This window comes from Acinetobacter sp. YH01021 (assembly GCF_013420255.1).
Lineage (GTDB): Bacteria > Pseudomonadota > Gammaproteobacteria > Pseudomonadales > Moraxellaceae > Acinetobacter.
Genome location: NZ_VOYO01000021.1, coordinates 13,703 through 30,857 on the forward strand (window position 1 = coordinate 13,703; position 17,155 = coordinate 30,857).

Annotated in this window: 15 protein-coding genes and 4 pseudogenes; 9 read left to right on the forward strand and 10 right to left on the reverse strand. The window is 39.2% G+C overall.

Annotated elements, in window-relative coordinates:
- Positions 1–56: 56 nt before the first annotated feature.
- Both FTT86_RS12810 and FTT86_RS12815 read left to right on the forward strand, forming a co-directional pair.
- Entirely contained in the window at positions 57–1,337 is a 1,281-nt protein-coding gene (locus tag FTT86_RS12810) for a cation transporter (RefSeq protein ID WP_005093338.1), read from the forward strand.
- Positions 1,338–1,407: 70 nt separating this feature from the next.
- On the forward strand, positions 1,408–2,112 hold the full coding sequence (locus FTT86_RS12815; RefSeq protein WP_180087571.1) for an IS6-like element IS1007 family transposase: 705 nt from the start codon (positions 1,408–1,410) through the stop codon (positions 2,110–2,112).
- A gap of 51 nt (positions 2,113–2,163) precedes the next feature.
- Here FTT86_RS12815 and FTT86_RS16165 read toward each other — a convergent pair.
- The 8 genes and pseudogenes from FTT86_RS16165 to FTT86_RS12855 all read right to left on the reverse strand — a co-directional run.
- Positions 2,164–2,689 (reverse strand): annotated as a pseudogene (locus tag FTT86_RS16165) (transposase); the annotation flags it as partial.
- 61 nt (positions 2,690–2,750) lie between these two features.
- Positions 2,751–3,889, reverse strand: a protein-coding gene (locus tag FTT86_RS12825) for an IS3 family transposase (protein WP_180087569.1) whose coding sequence is annotated in 2 segments (ribosomal slippage) — positions 2,751–3,631 and positions 3,631–3,889 — 1,140 coding nt in all. Because the reading frame shifts where the segments join, the coding sequence is not laid out codon by codon here.
- 244 nt (positions 3,890–4,133) lie between these two features.
- Positions 4,134–5,156 carry a hypothetical protein gene (locus FTT86_RS12830; protein WP_180087568.1) on the reverse strand — a complete coding sequence of 341 codons (1,023 nt, stop codon included), beginning with the start codon at positions 5,154–5,156 and terminating at the stop codon, positions 4,134–4,136.
- Positions 5,157–5,428: 272 nt separating this feature from the next.
- A pseudogene (locus FTT86_RS12835) lies at positions 5,429–6,376 on the reverse strand (ISNCY family transposase); the annotation flags it as partial.
- A 31-nt stretch (positions 6,377–6,407) separates the two neighbouring features.
- A pseudogene (locus FTT86_RS12840) lies at positions 6,408–6,686 on the reverse strand (integrase core domain-containing protein); the annotation flags it as partial.
- 183 nt (positions 6,687–6,869) lie between these two features.
- On the reverse strand, positions 6,870–7,154 hold the full coding sequence (locus tag FTT86_RS12845; RefSeq protein ID WP_005206902.1) for a putative quinol monooxygenase: 285 nt from the start codon (positions 7,152–7,154) through the stop codon (positions 6,870–6,872).
- Positions 7,155–7,174: 20 nt separating this feature from the next.
- Positions 7,175–8,173, reverse strand: a complete 999-nt coding sequence (locus tag FTT86_RS12850) for a zinc-binding alcohol dehydrogenase family protein (RefSeq protein ID WP_004682270.1) — start codon at positions 8,171–8,173, stop codon at positions 7,175–7,177.
- Positions 8,174–8,244: 71 nt separating this feature from the next.
- On the reverse strand, positions 8,245–8,985 hold the full coding sequence (locus tag FTT86_RS12855) for an SDR family oxidoreductase (protein WP_001059480.1): 741 nt from the start codon (positions 8,983–8,985) through the stop codon (positions 8,245–8,247).
- Positions 8,986–9,120: 135 nt separating this feature from the next.
- On the opposite strand from FTT86_RS12855, the gene FTT86_RS12860 reads away from it, so the two are divergent.
- Positions 9,121–10,020, forward strand: coding sequence for a LysR family transcriptional regulator (locus tag FTT86_RS12860; protein ID WP_180181319.1), 900 nt, complete (start codon positions 9,121–9,123; stop codon positions 10,018–10,020).
- Positions 10,021–10,070: 50 nt separating this feature from the next.
- On the opposite strand, the gene FTT86_RS12865 is transcribed toward FTT86_RS12860, so the two are convergent.
- Positions 10,071–11,087 (reverse strand): zinc-dependent alcohol dehydrogenase family protein, encoded by a 1,017-nt coding sequence (locus FTT86_RS12865; RefSeq protein ID WP_180087567.1) that lies wholly within the window; start codon positions 11,085–11,087, stop codon positions 10,071–10,073.
- Entirely contained in the window at positions 11,077–12,072 is a 996-nt protein-coding gene (locus tag FTT86_RS12870; RefSeq protein WP_180087566.1) for a zinc-dependent alcohol dehydrogenase family protein, read from the reverse strand. Before FTT86_RS12870 ends, FTT86_RS12865 begins: the two co-directional genes overlap by 11 nt.
- A 467-nt stretch (positions 12,073–12,539) precedes the next feature.
- On the opposite strand from FTT86_RS12870, the gene FTT86_RS12875 reads away from it, so the two are divergent.
- From FTT86_RS12875 to FTT86_RS12900, 6 genes and pseudogenes are all read left to right on the forward strand, one after another.
- Positions 12,540–12,815, forward strand: a complete 276-nt coding sequence (locus FTT86_RS12875) for a metal/formaldehyde-sensitive transcriptional repressor (RefSeq protein WP_005105873.1) — start codon at positions 12,540–12,542, stop codon at positions 12,813–12,815.
- 21 nt (positions 12,816–12,836) lie between these two features.
- On the forward strand, positions 12,837–13,949 hold the full coding sequence (locus tag FTT86_RS12880; protein WP_005105874.1) for an S-(hydroxymethyl)glutathione dehydrogenase/class III alcohol dehydrogenase: 1,113 nt from the start codon (positions 12,837–12,839) through the stop codon (positions 13,947–13,949).
- 228 nt (positions 13,950–14,177) lie between these two features.
- A complete protein-coding gene (gene fghA, locus FTT86_RS12885; RefSeq protein WP_180087565.1) occupies positions 14,178–15,008 on the forward strand; it encodes an S-formylglutathione hydrolase in 831 nt (276 codons plus the stop codon).
- Positions 15,009–15,340: 332 nt separating this feature from the next.
- Positions 15,341–15,643 (forward strand): putative quinol monooxygenase, encoded by a 303-nt coding sequence (locus tag FTT86_RS12890; protein WP_000920558.1) that lies wholly within the window; start codon positions 15,341–15,343, stop codon positions 15,641–15,643.
- 377 nt (positions 15,644–16,020) lie between these two features.
- A pseudogene (locus tag FTT86_RS12895) lies at positions 16,021–16,521 on the forward strand (IS3 family transposase); the annotation flags it as partial.
- A 150-nt stretch (positions 16,522–16,671) separates the two neighbouring features.
- On the forward strand, positions 16,672–17,022 hold the full coding sequence (locus tag FTT86_RS12900) for a hypothetical protein (protein ID WP_004281821.1): 351 nt from the start codon (positions 16,672–16,674) through the stop codon (positions 17,020–17,022).
- The last annotated feature ends 133 nt before the right edge of the window (positions 17,023–17,155 follow it).

A 17,155-nucleotide genomic window follows, 5' to 3' on the forward strand; every position in this document is an offset into this window, starting at 1 on the left:
AGTAACTATAGGGATTCTAATATTCAAAGTTTATAATTTTTTTAATGGGTATAATTATGAGTGGTTGTGGATGTAGTAAAGAAACACCATGCGAAGATAAGAAATCTCAACAAGAAAATCATCCATCAATTGCAGAAGCAAACAATTCAAAGAATTGTGATAATACGCTTAGCTGTTGTGGTGAAGAGGAAGAAAAAAAATCTTCATCTCCTTGCTGTAACACTTCAAACAGTTGTGAAGATACCGCTCAATCCTGTTGTGGTTCTGATCCCAAAGAAAATTTAAGCACTGAAGACGTTTTAAAAGATTCGCACTACATGAGTGAATACTTAGTTCCCAAAATGGATTGTTCTGCGGAAGAACAGATGGTTCGTATGGCGCTATCTTCAATTGATGGTGTTCAAAAACTCATCTTTGATTTACCTAACCGTTCTTTAAAGGTTCTACATAATCAAAAAGATGAAAATATAACCACCAAACTTGAAGCTTTGGGTTTTGGTGCAAAGCTTGTGAAGACTGAAACTTATATAAGCAATCAACAGGCTAAGCAAACAAGTACCTACACCATTCCTAAAATGGATTGCTCTGCTGAAGAGCAAATGGTCCGTATGGCTCTTGCAGATATTGAAGCAGTTAAAGGTCTTACTTTTGATCTTCCCAATCGAAAACTGAAAGTCTTCCATAATGAAGGGATTCAGCAAATTACGGCTAAACTCGAAGGACTGGGTTTTGGGGCGAAACTTGATGAAATACAGCTTTCTTCAGGCGATATACCTAATGAACCTGATCCTGTGAGACAAGCTAAAGTACTTAAACTGTTATTAGGTATTAATGCTCTACTTTTCTTTATAGAATTCATCAGCGGTATTATTGCTGCGTCTACAGGATTGATTGCTGATTCTCTAGATATGTTTGCCGATGCAGCCGTTTATGGTATTGCGCTATATGCCGTCGGAAAAGCTGCGAAATATCAAATAAAAGCAGCCCATTTCGCAGGTTGGATTCAGTTATTACTTGCTGTTATCGTGATTGTTGATGTCATTAGACGATTCATGTTTGGAAGCGAGCCAGAATCAACGCTCATGATTGTTATTGGCCTGCTCGCACTTATAGCTAACGTGACATGCTTATATCTTATTTCTGGTCATCGAGAAGATGGCGCACATATGAAAGCCAGTTGGATTTTCTCGGCGAATGACGTTGTCGTAAATATGGGCGTTATATTTGCCGGTGTACTCGTGGCGTGGACGGGATCAGCTTATCCAGACTTAATCATTGGCATACTGGTTTCTTTATTCGTACTTAATGGTGCCCGAAAAATTTTGGCTTTGAAGTAAGAGTATCGGGCACCGTTGCAAATAACTACGAATGGTAAGCTGAAGACTGCTTTAGCTAAAGGTGCAGCATATGAATCCTTTCCATGGTCGGCATTTTCAGGGCGAAATCATTCTTTGGGCCGTGCGCTGGTATAGTAAATATGGCATCAGCTATCGTGAACTTCAGGAAATGCTCGCTGAACGTGGAGTGAATGTTGATCACACCACAATTTATCGCTGGGTTCAGCGTTATGCTCAAGAAATGGAAAAACGTTTACGTTGGTATTGGCGTAATCCTACAGATCGACATTTATGGCATCTGGATGAAACTTACGTAAAAGTGAATGGCAAATGGGCATATCTATACCGTGCAGTTGACCAACGTGGCCATACTCTTGATTTCTATCTTTCTGCTAGACGAAATACCCATTCAGCTTATTGTTTTCTTGGTAAGATTTTGAATCATGTCAAAAAATGGCAGATTCCACGAGTCATAAACACTGATAAGGCTCATACCTATGGCCGTGCTTTGTCGCGACTAAAACAGGAAGGAAAGTGTCCTGAAGACCTGGACCATCGACAGATTAAATACAAGAATAACGTGATTGAATGTGATCATGGCAAGCTCAAACGGATCATCAAGGCTACGTTGGGATTCAAGTCTATGAAAACGGCTTATGCCACAATTAAAGGAATTGAGGTTATGCGTGCTCTACGCAAAGGACAAGCTTCATTATTTTATAACGGTAATATTCTAGGAGAAGTTTGGCTAGTAAATAGAGTTTTTGGTCTCTAAGCTTTTTTGAAGGGAAAATCATCGACTCAGATCCCTATTTGCAACAGTGCCATTGATACCGCAACTTTCGCCAACGTCTTTCAAATCACAATGAATCTTGCGATAACCGTAGACTCCGCCAGATTCCAACCAGAACTGTTTAATTAATCCTGAAAGCTGTTGCCGCTTCCTCGCAGTTATACTGGTAGGTTTCTTTAACCAGGCGTAATAACCACTGTGATGAACATCTAACGTTGAACATAAACGACGAACAGACCATATATGTTGGTTGTCCCGAATAAAGGCGTACCTCATTTGGACTGGCTTGCGAAGCGGCGTGAAAGCAGTGCTTTCACTTTAATATGTCCCTTTCTTCAGTGACCCTTTGCAGCTCTTTTTTTAATTTCGCTAATTCTGTAGTTGGATCACTAGATTCTGTTGTCTTGGGCTGCTGTGGATCATAACGTTTGATCCAAGCATACAGAATATGTGTAGTGGTTCCTAAACGTGTAGCAACTTCAGCCACACTATGACCTTTCTCAGTGACTTGTTTTACTGCTTCAATTTTGAACTCTTCAGGGTATCGTTTACTGCTCATAAGCACCTCGTTAATTAGCCATTTTATGGACTGCTCCCAGTATCCTAGACACGAGACGGCCTCATTTTGAAGCTGCCTCAAAGGCTTCTGGACTCATCCCATCGAGATGCGAATGACGCCTGATTCGATTGTAAAACATCTCGATATAATCAAATACATCTGCACGCGCCATTTCTCGTGTTTTATAGATCCTCTTTTTAATTCTTTCCTTCTTTAAGCTGCTAAAAAAGGATTCAGCAACAGCATTGTCCCAACAGTTTCCACGACGACTCATACTCGGAACTAAATTATGCTTCTGACAGAATTTCTGCCAGTCTCCGCTACTGTATTGTGAGCCTTGGTCTGAGTGTATGATCACAGGTTCATTGGGTCTGCGTCGCCATACCGCCATTAAAAGGGCATCCAAAACGATATCCTTGGCAAGCGTAGGTTTCATTGACCAACCGATGACTTTCCTTGAATATAAATCGAGAACCACAGCCAGATATAACCAGCCTTGCCAAGTGCGGATGTAGGTAATATCAGTCACCCACGAGGTATCAGGTGTGTTTACAACAAATTCTCGATTTAAATGGTTAGGTGGCACAATCTGAGGACGACCACGACCATAGCTTTTATGCTTCTTATATCCTCGAACAGCGGCAATGCCATTGTTCTTCATGATCTTCAGCACACGATTCGGTCCACAGCTTTCACCTAGCTCTTTAAGATCCAGCGTGATGCGACGATAACCATAGATACCATAACTGGCATCATAAGAAGAACGGATCAGTTGTAATAACCGTTTGTCTTCAATTGTTCTGCCTGATTCGGGTTCATGTAGCCAGGTATAATAGCCAGCACGAGCAATCTTAAGAACCCGACACATCGTCTTAATCTTAAATTGATGGCTGTACTCAAGGATAAACTGATACTTTACTCGGGCAGGCTTGCAAAGTACCTTGCGGCCTTTTTTAAGATATCCCGCTCTTCTTCAGTTTGCTTAAGCTGACTTTTAAGACGAAGGATCTCTTTCTTTGCTTCGAGTAGTTCATGTTCATCAGGGTTGTTGCGTAAAGGCTGTACGGCCTTTAGCCATTTATAAATGCTGTGCTGTGATACACCTAAACGTTCTGCCACATCAGTGACAGAATATCCACGTTCAGTAATCAATTTAACAGCTTCTTCTTTAAATTCTGGGGTGTATCGTTGTCCACTCATAATGTTCTCTCCTATGCAAAAAGAATAGACGAAATTTGTCTAGGAGAGTGGTGGCAGTCCAATCTAACTAAAAGGTGTCTACAAAATCGGGGGCTATTCATAAAAAGACACCTAAAAAGGTGTCTAAAAAATTAATAAGTTTTACTCCAATTAAATATTGTATTTTCAGCTACTCTAATTTACAGGCTCTACATTTTTACTTTGATACTTAGTTAGGCTATTCATTTCATTCAAAAATTGGCAATTAGTTCTTTACTAGGCCTAATAATGCTATCTTTAAAGTATCTGAGGCTATTTTATTGTAGGCATTGCAAATTCCGAGGTTGAATTGAGTTGGGTTATCATATTCATCCTTGAGTTCATAAACAGCACCTGCATCATAATTACCTTCATATAATTTACCATTTTTAAGAATAACCGCTTTACCGCGATAGCCTTCGCCATGATAAAAATTATATTGTTGAGACTCCGGAATATATGCAACCTGATAGCTAGCCCATGTTTCTACTATCGGATTGTTATCAGATGCTTTTTGTTCTGCTATCCATTCAGCGATAGTCTTATTTGTAAAGTCATCAAACTCGCTAAAACTTATATTTGGTTGGTTGTATTGCTGAGTCAAATATTGATGGCAAACGGAATCTTTTGGAAATGAGCCAGAGATATTTTTAATTTGATTAGAAAGGTTTAACCAATTTTTATCATTTTTGAGAGATTCTCCAGGATTCTTTAACAGTTCAGTAGTGACATAAGCAGAATTTAGGGGGCTATTATTTAATGAAATATTTTTAAAGGTAAGAGTAGACTTAAATTCAGGAGTTTCACTATCAAAAGTTGTAATAATTTTTCCATTTGAATTTGAAACCAGATATTGAGGATGTTGGCTATTGGCTGAGTAATAGATTTTATTTTTAGTCAGCACATATTCTTTACGAAATTGCCAAGCTGGATCATATTGGATGTTTTGTTGATACAATGTCTGTGTATTTTCATTAATTTTATTATTTAAAGTAGTCTTGTAATTTTCTATAAGAGAAAAAATATGGTCCTTCAACCCAACATCTACTGCTTTGATTTTATATTCAGCAATAGGAAACTCTAAAGTATGAACAGTTGTGTTCGATGGTGAACCATCTAAAGGTAAAGTAGGTGGTGTAGAAGTAGCATTATTGCTGTCATTATTTTGATTTACTTTAGAACTTGAACCTCCACATGCTGTTAGTAAAAGTGCCGAGCTAATCAGGAAGGTTAATTTTTTAATCATCATTTGTTTAAAAACTCAAATTATTTAAAGTACTTAATGCTTCGGTTTCTTTAGTAATTTGGAACATTATTTTATATTCACAAGAATCCCAAATACATAAGCTACTTCAGTAGTGTCATTTTCAATCAAGCTCATCTTATTTTTTAATAAGAAAAGAATCAATGTAGGTATTAGAAAATACATCAAAATATTCTCAAATGATCTCTATTTTTTGGAAAAACTGTTATTCCCCAATTAAAATGTCTATGCGATAAACCATTTAAAATGTCCTGTTTTTAACTACAAGAGTCAAGCACAGGATTTAAATTTCTTTGTTCAATAACAACTTTCTGAGCTTTACGACTTGGCATACTTTTCTTGGCACGGGAACGTTTATTCTGTTTTTCCAATGCTTCATGCTGTTGCTGGATATGTGCCAGGACTGAACCTAATCTTTTATTCTCAACCACTTCATTCTGCTGCAGTCCAGCCAGTTTATTGAAGATGCTGTAGTTGAGCTTTCGTCCCTCATGCATGAGGGCCACAGTGCCATCCGGATACTCCAGAAATGAAATGTATTACCCAACAAGCTTATGATTCAGCTCTGTCGGTTCAAGCAGATAAATATATTTGTCATACGTCAGGGTCAGATTCTTGGTGACCTTACGCGGTTCCTGCCAGGTAAAAATATCATCTAGTTCAACATCAGACTCTGTTAAAGGGCGATGCAAGTTCTTGGAATTTCTCGCACACTTGGCAAACTTCTGGTTGAACTGCTCAATAAAGCAGGGTAGCCAGGCATTGGCTTTGGCAATTGAACTGATGCCTTCCAGACGCATCTCCTTGATCAACCGGTCTTGAAGGGTTCTATTCGCGCGTTCTACGCGACCTTTGGCCTGTGGTGAGTTGGCAAAGATAATATCTATCTTCAACTCATTCAGAATCCGGCCAAATTGCGTGATTTTGCTGTCCTGGCTCGATTTCTGGTTCACTCGGAAAACCGAATGTTTATCGCTATAAAAGGCCAACGGCTTACCGTATTGTTCAATGTAGGCTCGGGTTGAAAGCATATAGTCGAAGGTCGTTTCCGCCTCACAGAAGCGCAGATGCAACAGCTTTCCAGTGGCATCATCGATATAAAACAGCAAGCAGCACTTAGCAGCGCGTCCTTCGAACCAGTCATGATATGAGCCATCAATCTGGATTAGCTCACCGAAGCAATCCCGGTTATAACGTGTGAACCGTACCGGGTTTGTCGGAGACTTTTTATTGAAGTTAGGCCACCTGACCTAACGGGTTAATCTTATCATAGTACATTGCTTCAAAATCAAAAGGCGATACATAACCCAGTGCACCGTGTACACGCTTTTTGTTGAACCAATCTACCCAATTTAATGTCGCAAGTTGTACATCTGCTAAACCTTGCCAATCTGCTTTTAAATATTCAATCACCTCTGTTTTGTATAAGCCATTCACCGTTTCAGCCAAAGCAATATCATATGAATCACCAGTCGTACCGACTGATGCTCGTAAATTTGCTGCCTCTAAACGATGACATTATTGTCAAAATGCAGGGTATTGGTGGCTCCCCTCAGGGGCATAATTTGCTGAAGCCTAAGTTACTACTAAAAAATTAAAAATTCTTAAAAAATAGGAGCTTATAGCTCCCATTTTTTGTTAGCTTTCTAAGTCCCTATGTTAATTTGAAGAATACTTCATCATAACGTCCGAATACAGCTATATTTTTTTGATTTCTACAATATCACTTGATTCAATTAGCGATTGGATATTACCAAATAAACTTTGAATATAATCAGACGCTATATGGATATCTAAATCCTCCCTGCTACGCCATTCTTCTAAGAAGAAATATCTACTCGAGTCATTTTCGCTAATATAAAGCTCATATTTCAAGCATCCTTCTTCTTGAAGCGTAGGCTCTATTACACTTTGTAAAAGCGCTTCTAACCTCTCTTTTTGATCTGATTTTGCCTTAAAGTTCGCAATTACTGAAATAGTCATTATTTCACCTTTAATTTGTTTTAGAAGTTTTCTAGTACAATTTTGCCTTTTGACTTACCTGATTCAAGCAACTTATGCGCCTTCTCCAAGTTTGCAGCGTTAATTTTTCCTAGATTTTGGTTGAGAGTACTTCTAATTTTTTGCTGGTCAACTAATTGGGCAACCTGTTGCAATAGATCACCTTGCTTTTCAATATCATCGGTTTCATACATTGAACGGGTGAACATCAACTCCCAATGGATAGAAATAGATTTAGTCTTAAACGGCATAATATCAAATGTTTGTGGATCATCGATCAATCCAAGCTTGCCTTGTGGTGCAATCAGAGAAACTATTTGCTTGATATATGTTTCTGTATGATTTGTAGAGAATACATACTTTGGTTTTTCAATGCCTAGTGTCTCGATTTGTGCATTTAAATCTTTGCTATGATCAATGACATGGTCGGCACCAAGTGATTCCACCCAAGATTTCGTTTCTTCACGTGAAGCTGTTGCTATAACGGTCAGATTTGTTTTTGCTTTTAGGAGTTGGATAGCGATTGATCCTACACCGCCTGCACCACCAATAATTAAAATACTGCCAACTTCTGTTTCTGAAATTTGAAACCGATCAAACAGCATTTCCCATGCCGTTATTGCAGTTAATGGCAATGCTGCTGCTTCTGCATTAGATACTGTAATGGGTTTAAGACTGATAATTCGTTCATCGACTGCTTGAAACTCAGCATTACTACCATCTCGGGTTAAATCGCCAGCATACCAAACAGAATCTCCTACTTTAAACGAGGTAACTTTTGAGCCAACTTCAATAATTTCCCCAACGGCATCCCAACCTAAAATACGATTATTTGCTTCAGACGAATTTTTTCTCACTTTGGTATCAACTGGATTCACAGAGATTGCCTGAACTTTTACCAGTACATCTCGCTCCTTAAGCGTAGGCTTCGCTTTTTCAATATCTACCAATGAATTTTTAAAATCATCATGGTTATTTATAACATACGATACGGCTTTCATAGATTTGTCCTTAACTTTAAAAATATAGTAAAAATGGGAGCGAGGTGCTCCCATTTTTTGTTATTCAATTATTAAAACTCTTGGCTCGTTGGGCGTAAAACAATTTCATTAATATCTACATCCGCAGGCTGTTCAATTGCATAAGCAATTGCTCGAGCGACTGAGTCAGCTGGTATAGCTTGTTTGTAGAAATCAGTAACAAACTCTGAACTTTCTTTATGAGAAGAACCGAATTTTAGTTCTGACTCAATTGCACCAGGCTCAATAGTAGTCGTTCTAATTGTTCCCCCAACTTCATGACGAAGGCCTTCAGAGATGGCTCTTACAGCAAACTTAGTACCGCTATAAACAGTACCTCCTGGACTAAATACTTTTAACCCTGCAACAGATGCGAGATTAATAAAGTGTCCAAAGTTTTGTTTTTGGAAAACAGGCAGTGTAGCTGCTATACCATAAAGAACACCTTTAATATTAATGTCGATCATACGATCCCATTCATCAACTTTTAGCTCACTTAATGGTGCAATAGACATTAATCCAGCATTGTTTACCAATACATCGATTTGACCAAATGCGCTTAATGCCTTTTCAATAAGTGCTTGTACTTCATGTGGTTTGGTTATATCCATACCAATAAATTCAGCTTGACCACCTTCAGCACGAATGTCGTGAACAATAGCCTGTAATTTTTCAGTACGTCTAGCACCAAGTACAACCTTTGCACCTTTTTTAGCAAGTAAGCGAGCAGTAGCTTCACCTAAACCACTACTTGCACCTGTGATAACAATAACTTTATTTTCTATATTATTCATACAAGTAACCTTCAACTTATCTGTCAATCATATTTGATGGATTAAGTATTACAGCCTTGTTAGGTATAATAAATGAATAATATTATCTTTCAGAATTCCTATTTACGGAATAATTACCATAACACAGGATTGGACATGCAGAACAAATTGGAAATGATGCGTATCTTTTGTGTCGCAGCAGAGTCTCGAAATTTTAAAGAGGCAGCAACTCAGCTGGGTATTTCCCCGCAGGTAGTGACACGGGCAATAAAAGAGCTAGAAGAGCAGCGCGGAGAGATTCTGTTTTACAGGAGTACTCGACAAATTAAAATTACCGCTGATGGTGAGCGTCTGGCAAAGCAAGCACATTTTGCGGTGGGATCCATTGATGCTCTGCTTGTAAAAGACACCAAGGAAAAACGAGATGAAATGCGTGGGACCGTCCGTCTTACTGTGTCGTCTGTGTTAGGGCGTAAATTGGTAGTACCTGCACTAGCAGAATTTGCCACACGTTATCCAGATATTGTCGTGGATTGTGTGCTAACAGATTCACACTCGGATGTGATCGATGAGCGAATAGATATCGGGATCAGATTTGGATTTTTGCCGGACAATCGATATGTGGCAAGGGAATTGGCTAAAGTGAACTTTTATTCTGTGGGTACGCCAGAGTTAATTGATAAGGTTGGAATGCCCAAAAAAATTATTGACTTAGATAAATACCCTCTAACAGCACTATTCGATCATAAAACAGGGCGTTACTGGCCATGGACATTCACTGAAAGTCGAAGCTTTACGCCATCAAAGCCCCGTTTTATTACAGATGATCTAGAAGCTGAATTTCAAGCTATTCTCGCTGGAGTTGGATTCGGACACATGCCTGGATTTCTAGTTTTGCCGTGGCTTAGGAGTGGTAAGCTCATTCAGATACTTCATGAGGAAACCTCTCCCGTTTGGCGCCTGTATTTATATCGTCCACAGCGGGGCCCGACACCTTTGCGAATCCGAGCATTGTTTGATTACTTAGCGGAAGTTCTGGGCCATGTAGAAACCTGAATCAGATGGAACTAACCTTTTTTCTAGAAAGTAGAAATCAGATAAGACCATCATGTATTCAGAGTAACTACAATTTTTCCTATTTGCTGATTTGATTCAAGATAGCGCTGAGCATCATGCATGTCCTCAAAGTTAAAGCAACAGTCGATCACTGGACGAAGATATCCTGCACCTATACTGCTAAGAATAAATCGTCTGGCTTGCTCCCTTAGAACAGGGTTATGGAGAACCTCAAGGAACAAAAAACCTCGCATGGTTAAGCTCTTGCGTAATGCAACTTTAAGGGGAAATGGTGTGATCTCCGGGCTAAGTGCACCATGCATAACCATAGTTCCTCCCACAGACATCGCTTTTGCAATCTGTTCAATATGTGGCCCTCCTACAGCATCGAAGGCGACATCAAGATGTTCTCCACCCAAACGTAGAATAAGCGCCTCATACAAATCTGGTTCATCTTCATTGGCTATAACATTTTTAACACCGAGATCCAGTAAACGTTGCTTTTTCTCTATCGTCTGTGTACTTGCAATGACCTTAGCACCCGCTGCTTCAGCTATCTGTATCGCAGCTAGTCCTACGCTACTTGAAGCTGCTGTGATCAAGATCGTTTTTCCTTTCGAAACTCCACCAGCATGGATTACACCACCCCAAGCCGTTAAATACTGCATCCAGATTGAAGAAGCTTCTTCCCAGCTTAAACTATCGGGTTTGTGAACTAAAAAAGTTTCTGGAATCAGAATCTTGTCCGCATATGTCCCATATTTGGCTAGATTGTCAGTCGGAAGAATCGATACTGCATCTCCTGGAGAAAATTGACGTACACCTTCACCTATCGCAAGAACTATGCCTGCTCCCTCATATCCCAGACGAGAAGGGAATACTGCCTTTTGAATATAAGTACCACGCCGAAACATTACATCAGCCCGGTTGAGTCCGATCGTTTTCATCTGGATTAGAACTTCTCCTGCTGCTGGTAAAGCAACAGGAAGTGTTTCTAATGTCAGAACGTCTGTATCTCCAATACTATTGAAGCGCCAAGTCTTGGCCTGAAGTGCGTTAAATGACATCAATCACGACCTTAATATTGGCAGAGCGATCTTGAACAGCATCATGAGCCCCAATCGCTTGGTCTAGAGTAAAATGACGAGGATCAACAATAGGACGCAGTTTACCTTCCTCAACAAGACGAGTAGCGATCTTAAGGATATCACCATGATGAGCACGGCGATTGCCTGTTAACATCGGCATTAGGACGAATACGCCAGACACTGTGGCACAACGTAGAGATGAACTCGCTAAATTATGATTACCAAATGCAGCACAGCTGGTAATGTGGCCATAGTGAGTTGTCATGGAAAGTGAAGCTTCGAGTACTGGACCACCCACAGTGTCGTAAACAATGTTAAAACCTTGACCCTCAGGGCTTGCAGCAATAATGTCATCGGAAGATGCTGTTGTGTAATCGAGAGGTGTTGCACCGAGTTCTGAAATCAGTGATTGATCAGCTGTACGACCAGTCGCCCAAACATTTGCATCAAGTGCTTTTGCAAGCTGAACAACCATATAACCAACGCCACCAGCACCACCCTGAACCAGTACAGTTTGCCCTGGTTGGACCTTCGCGTTATCCACTAAACCTTCCCAAGCGGTGAGGAACGTCAATGGTAGTACTGCTGCCTCGCGCATAGAGATATTCCGTGGCTTTAATGCGATCAGATCAGCATCTGCTACAACATATTCTGCTAAAGATCCTTGAAGACCACGAACGCCACCAATCAGACCGTAAACTTCATCTCCAACGTTGAAGTGGGTGACACCTTCACCAACAGCAGTTACAACCCCAGCCATATCTGTTCCCAACACGGCAGGAAGCTCTGGCATAGCATAAGGTGCTTCACCAAGACGAATTTTATAATCAATAGGGTTTACACCACTAGCATGAATACGTACCAGAACTTGCCCAGCCTCTGGTTGAGGTATAGGGAGTTCTACACGTGTAAATTCATGATCACCAAAATTTTCTAAGATAAGAGCATTCATCATCTTATTCATAATTGTTCCTTATTTTTAACTGGGGGATGATGTGCACAGTACCAAAGTAAATTAATCCAATAAATGATATTTATAGGATTTAATAATTCCTAAATAATGAATAATAAATTTCATCCGCTCACTAAAAATATTCTAGTACAGTCTGTAAAGGCAGTTTAACCTAAACTGTTGGTAGTATTTTCAAGGCTTGAAACGTTCAAAATATCTACAAAGTGGCTAAAATTTGAAACATAATTCTAAAAGGTCACAGCATTACAAAGAACATGAGACAAAATAAAAAATGGGAGCTAAAAGTCCCATTTTTTTTGTGACTTTCGCATAAGCTCTATGATGTTAATTTAAAAAAACTAAAAACAGGGATAGAAAATTTTCGCTAAAGATCTTTTTAATTTTCGATTTATAAAAAATATTGCTTTTTTTATACTATGGGGTACTATAGTATAAATGCTAGCAAATAAGGAGGTCTGATGCCTAATCAGGTTGACGACAAAAAAAAGATTCTTCTACGCGTCAGAAAGATCAAAGGTCAGACGCAAGCGATTGAAAAAGCGTTAGAAGATAATGTGGAATGTGGTGCAATTCTGCAACAAATATGCTCAGTGCGTGGTGCTATTAATGGTTTAATGAATGAAATGTTGGAGGTTCATTTAAAGGACACATTAGTATCAGGTGAAACCACAGAACAACAACGAAAAGAAGAATTGGCTGAAATCGCCAAGATTCTAAAATCATATTTAAAGTAGATCTGTATAAGGAATTATTCCATGAAGTCACGTGCTGCCGTTGCGTTTGGTCCTGGTCAACCTCTTCAAATTGTTGAAGTTGATGTTGCACCACCGAAGAAAGGTGAAGTATTAATTAAGATCTCCCATACCGGTGTGTGTCATACAGACGCATTTACTTTATCTGGCGATGATCCTGAAGGTGTTTTTCCCGCTATTCTCGGGCATGAAGGTGCTGGTGTTGTAGTTGAGGTTGGTGAAGGCGTGACTAGCGTCAAACCAGGTGATCATGTTATTCCACTTTACACTGCTGAATGTGGCGAGTGCGTATTCTGTAAATCTGGAAAATCGAACTTGTGTATTTCCGTTCGCGAAACTCAAGGTAGAGGCGTAATGCCAGATGGTACCACTCGTTTTTCCTACAATGGTCAACCGATTTACCACTATATGGGCTGCTCAACGTTCAGTGAATACACTGTAGTGGCAGAAGTATCATTGGCTAAAATCAATCCTGAAGCCAATCACGAACATGTCTGCTTACTGGGTTGTGGGGTAACAACGGGTATCGGTGCAGTACATAACACGGCTAAAGTACAAGAAGGTGATAGTGTTGCGGTCTTTGGTTTAGGTGGTATTGGTTTGGCAGTCGTACAAGCCGCACGTCAAGCTAAAGCAGGGCGTATTATTGTGGTTGACATGAATCCAGATAAATTTGCGCTGGCAAAAGAGTTTGGTGCAACGGACTTCTTGAACCCTAAAGATTATGATAAACCAATCCAGCAAGTAATTGTCGAAATGACTGGCTGGGGTGTAGATCATTCATTTGAGTGTATTGGTAACGTGAATGTGATGCGTGCAGCCCTTGAAAGTGCACACCGTGGCTGGGGACAATCCGTAATTATTGGTGTAGCTGGCGCAGGTCAAGAAATCTCTACCCGTCCATTCCAACTGGTTACTGGTCGTAGATGGTTAGGTTCTGCCTTTGGTGGGGTAAAAGGTCGTACGCAACTTCCAGGAATGGTTGAAGATGCCATGAAAGGTAAAATTCAATTAGAACCATTTGTGACACACACCATGGGCTTGGATCAGATCAATGAAGCCTTTGATCTAATGCATGAAGGTAAGTCAATTCGTACTGTAATTCATTACGAATAATTCCGTCAGACCTTATACTTTTCCATGCATGTGAATCATGATTGACATGCATGGAATCCTCTAAAACGGCACATCATCTGTAAAACAGATCTATCTATGTATCCATCATGTATAGGTTCAACAAACCTGCCTACATTTTAAATCTTTATCAGTATTCTCTGTGGAGAATGTCAGACTCTTTGTTTACTCGATTTCTCATGAAGTCTTGCTCAACATAGGTAATTGATTATGGAAATAATTGAGAAACATGCTTCTTTTGGTGGATCGCAAGAAGTGTATCGCCATCAGTCAATACCATTAAACTGTTCAATGAAATTCTCAATATATCTGCCACCTCATGACAAAGATGAGAAGTTGCCAGTTTTATATTGGTTATCAGGACTGACTTGCAACGAACAGAACTTTATTACTAAAGCCGGAGCACAAAAGTATGCGGCTGAACATAAAGTCATTATTGTTGCACCAGATACCAGCCCACGTGGAGAGGATGTACCAGATCATGCAGATTATGATTTAGGCCAAGGCGCAGGATTCTATGTGAATGCAACACAAGCACCCTGGTCACAGCATTTCAAAATGTATGATTATATTGTGGAAGAGCTCAGAAATCTGATTGACCTGAATTTTCCGACCAACCAAGTCCAAAGCATTATGTGGCATAGCATGGGTGGTCATGGTGCATTAGTAATTGGTTTAAAAAACCCTGAGCTGTATAAAAGTATTTCTGCTTTTGCACCAATTGTTGCACCTAGCCAAGTACCTTGGGGGAAAAAGGCTTTTACACAATACCTAGGTGAAACCGAAACTTTATGGAAAAGCTATGATGCGATTGAATTAATCAAAAACGATGAAGTTCATTTACCTATTTTAGTCGATCAGGGAACAGCTGATGATTTTCTTGAAGAACAGTTAAGACCTAAGCTTCTTAGTGATATTTGTTTGGAACAAGAATATCCTCTTACACTTAACCTAAGAGAAGGGTATGACCATAGCTATTACTTCATTGCGAGCTTTATAGAGAAACATATAGAGTTTCACAGCAAATTCCTAGCTAAATAACTTTCATAGATATGAAGATGTGCATGTTGTTCTTGAATGCTTCTTGAGCAATATAACTTCCAGATGAAGAGGTCAGCTTATAAATCTAAGGTAGAGTCAATTGATCCTTATATAACTAAGATTGAATTTAATCATCTCATATCTTGATTTTTTGATTCAAATGTTAATGATATTAACTTGAATAAATTCATAGCATTATGTCGAAATAAAAACCTAAATTTTGGCTCAGCTATGGGATGTTTTTTAACTTTTATACAACAAAACTTTCTGACATGCATACATTAGCAATGACAGAATCAGTTTGAATTCTAATCAATTGTGGAGTTTTAGTCATGCTTAAAACAGCTTTATATGTCCGTCTTGAAGCTAAACCGGGTAAAGAAGACGAAGTGGAAGCTTTCCTTAAAGCCGGTTTACCTATTGTAATGGAAGAACCTGCGACAGTTGCGTGGTTTGGCTTACGTCTTGGACCTACAACATTTGGTATTTTTGATGCATTTCCTGATGAGGCGGGTCGCCAAGCACATTTATCTGGCAAGGTTGCAGCTGCGTTGATGGCTCAGGCCGAAGAGCTATTTTCAGAGCCACCGTCTATTGAAAAAGTAGATGTTTTGGCGAGTAAACTACCAGCTTAAACCGACGCTTAAATGTATAAATGTGCTGCCTGAAATTTTGAATGAAAGGCAGCACTTCAACCCTGTGAGGTTTGTCAGAGGCTTTTTATTCAAGTTGGGCTACTTTATTTAATGGCTTAATCTCATCATTTACATGGGTCAATATCCAAAACAGGGTAAATAAACGAATGCAGCTATGTACATGCTTTATATTGAACCAATCTATCTAATTTACTGAACCGTACCGGGTTTGTTGGAGACCAACTTTCCTGAGATGAGAAGCATTGCTTCGCACGACGTAGCGAAGCGTAGTGTTCCGATGAAAAAAGTAAAATATACCCCTGAAATCAGAGATAGAGCGGTTCAATTATTGATTGACTACCAAGACGGTATCTCAGGTGAGTGACTTTACGTATATTCAAACAAATTCAGGCTGGGTCTATACCGCCTTTATTATTGATGTGTTTTCACGAGCAATTGTTGGATGGAAAGTATCAACACGTATGAATACAGATATGGTGCTTGATGCATTAGAACAAGCTTTGCATGATCGAGGTATGCCAAAGAATGTAATTCATCATTCCGATAGAGGTGTGCAATATCTTTCCATTCGCTATACCAATCGTCTAGAAGCAGCAAATTTACGAGCGTCAGTCGGTACAACTGGTGATTCATACGATAATGCTTTGGCTGAAACAGTGAATGGCTTATACAAAACAGAGGTGATTGAATATTTAAAAGCAGATTGGCAAAGTTTAGCAGATGTACAACTTGCGACATTAAATTGGGTAGATTGGTTTAATAAAAAGCATGTACACAGTGCACTGGGTTATGTATCGCCTTTTGAGTTTGAAGCAATGTACTATGATAAGATTAACCCGTTAAGTCAGGTGGCCTAACTTAAATAAAAAAATCTCCGATAAATCCGGTAAGGTTCAAAATGCGATTTATGGCTTTTTTATGTAAAAAAAAGTAATATTTGTTTTATTTTTAAATTATAACAATTAGTATAAATACACCTATGATTTACAGATGAAAAAGGTAGTTAAATGAAATATTTTTTAAGTTTAACTTTGTTAGTTTTAGCAATGACTGGGTGTACTTCGAGTCCAAAGACTGAAACTTTACAAGATAAGGCTACAAGCAATACTTCAGCTGATACGCAGGTCCTTAAATTTTCTGGTCCGAATGGTTTATTAATTTTTCTGAAATCATCGGATAACTTTGAAACTGCTTTAATGACTGATAACTCAGGCATGGTATATCGTTTAAAGCAAACAGTTGCTGGTAGTGGTATTCGTTTAGCTAATAATAATGGAGTTTCAATTCACTTTAAACGTGGTGAAGGGGTTGTTGAATTTGTAAAAGACCAGCCAATCAGCATTACTGAAGTAAAATAATAAGGTTTAAACTTTAAGAGAACCCCACACCATAATCTGCATACCGAAAGTTGGACACTATTCCTTGAAATGTGGTCAAACATGATCAAGGACTAATTCGCACTCTGTTAATGGGTGAATTCAAACATGAGGT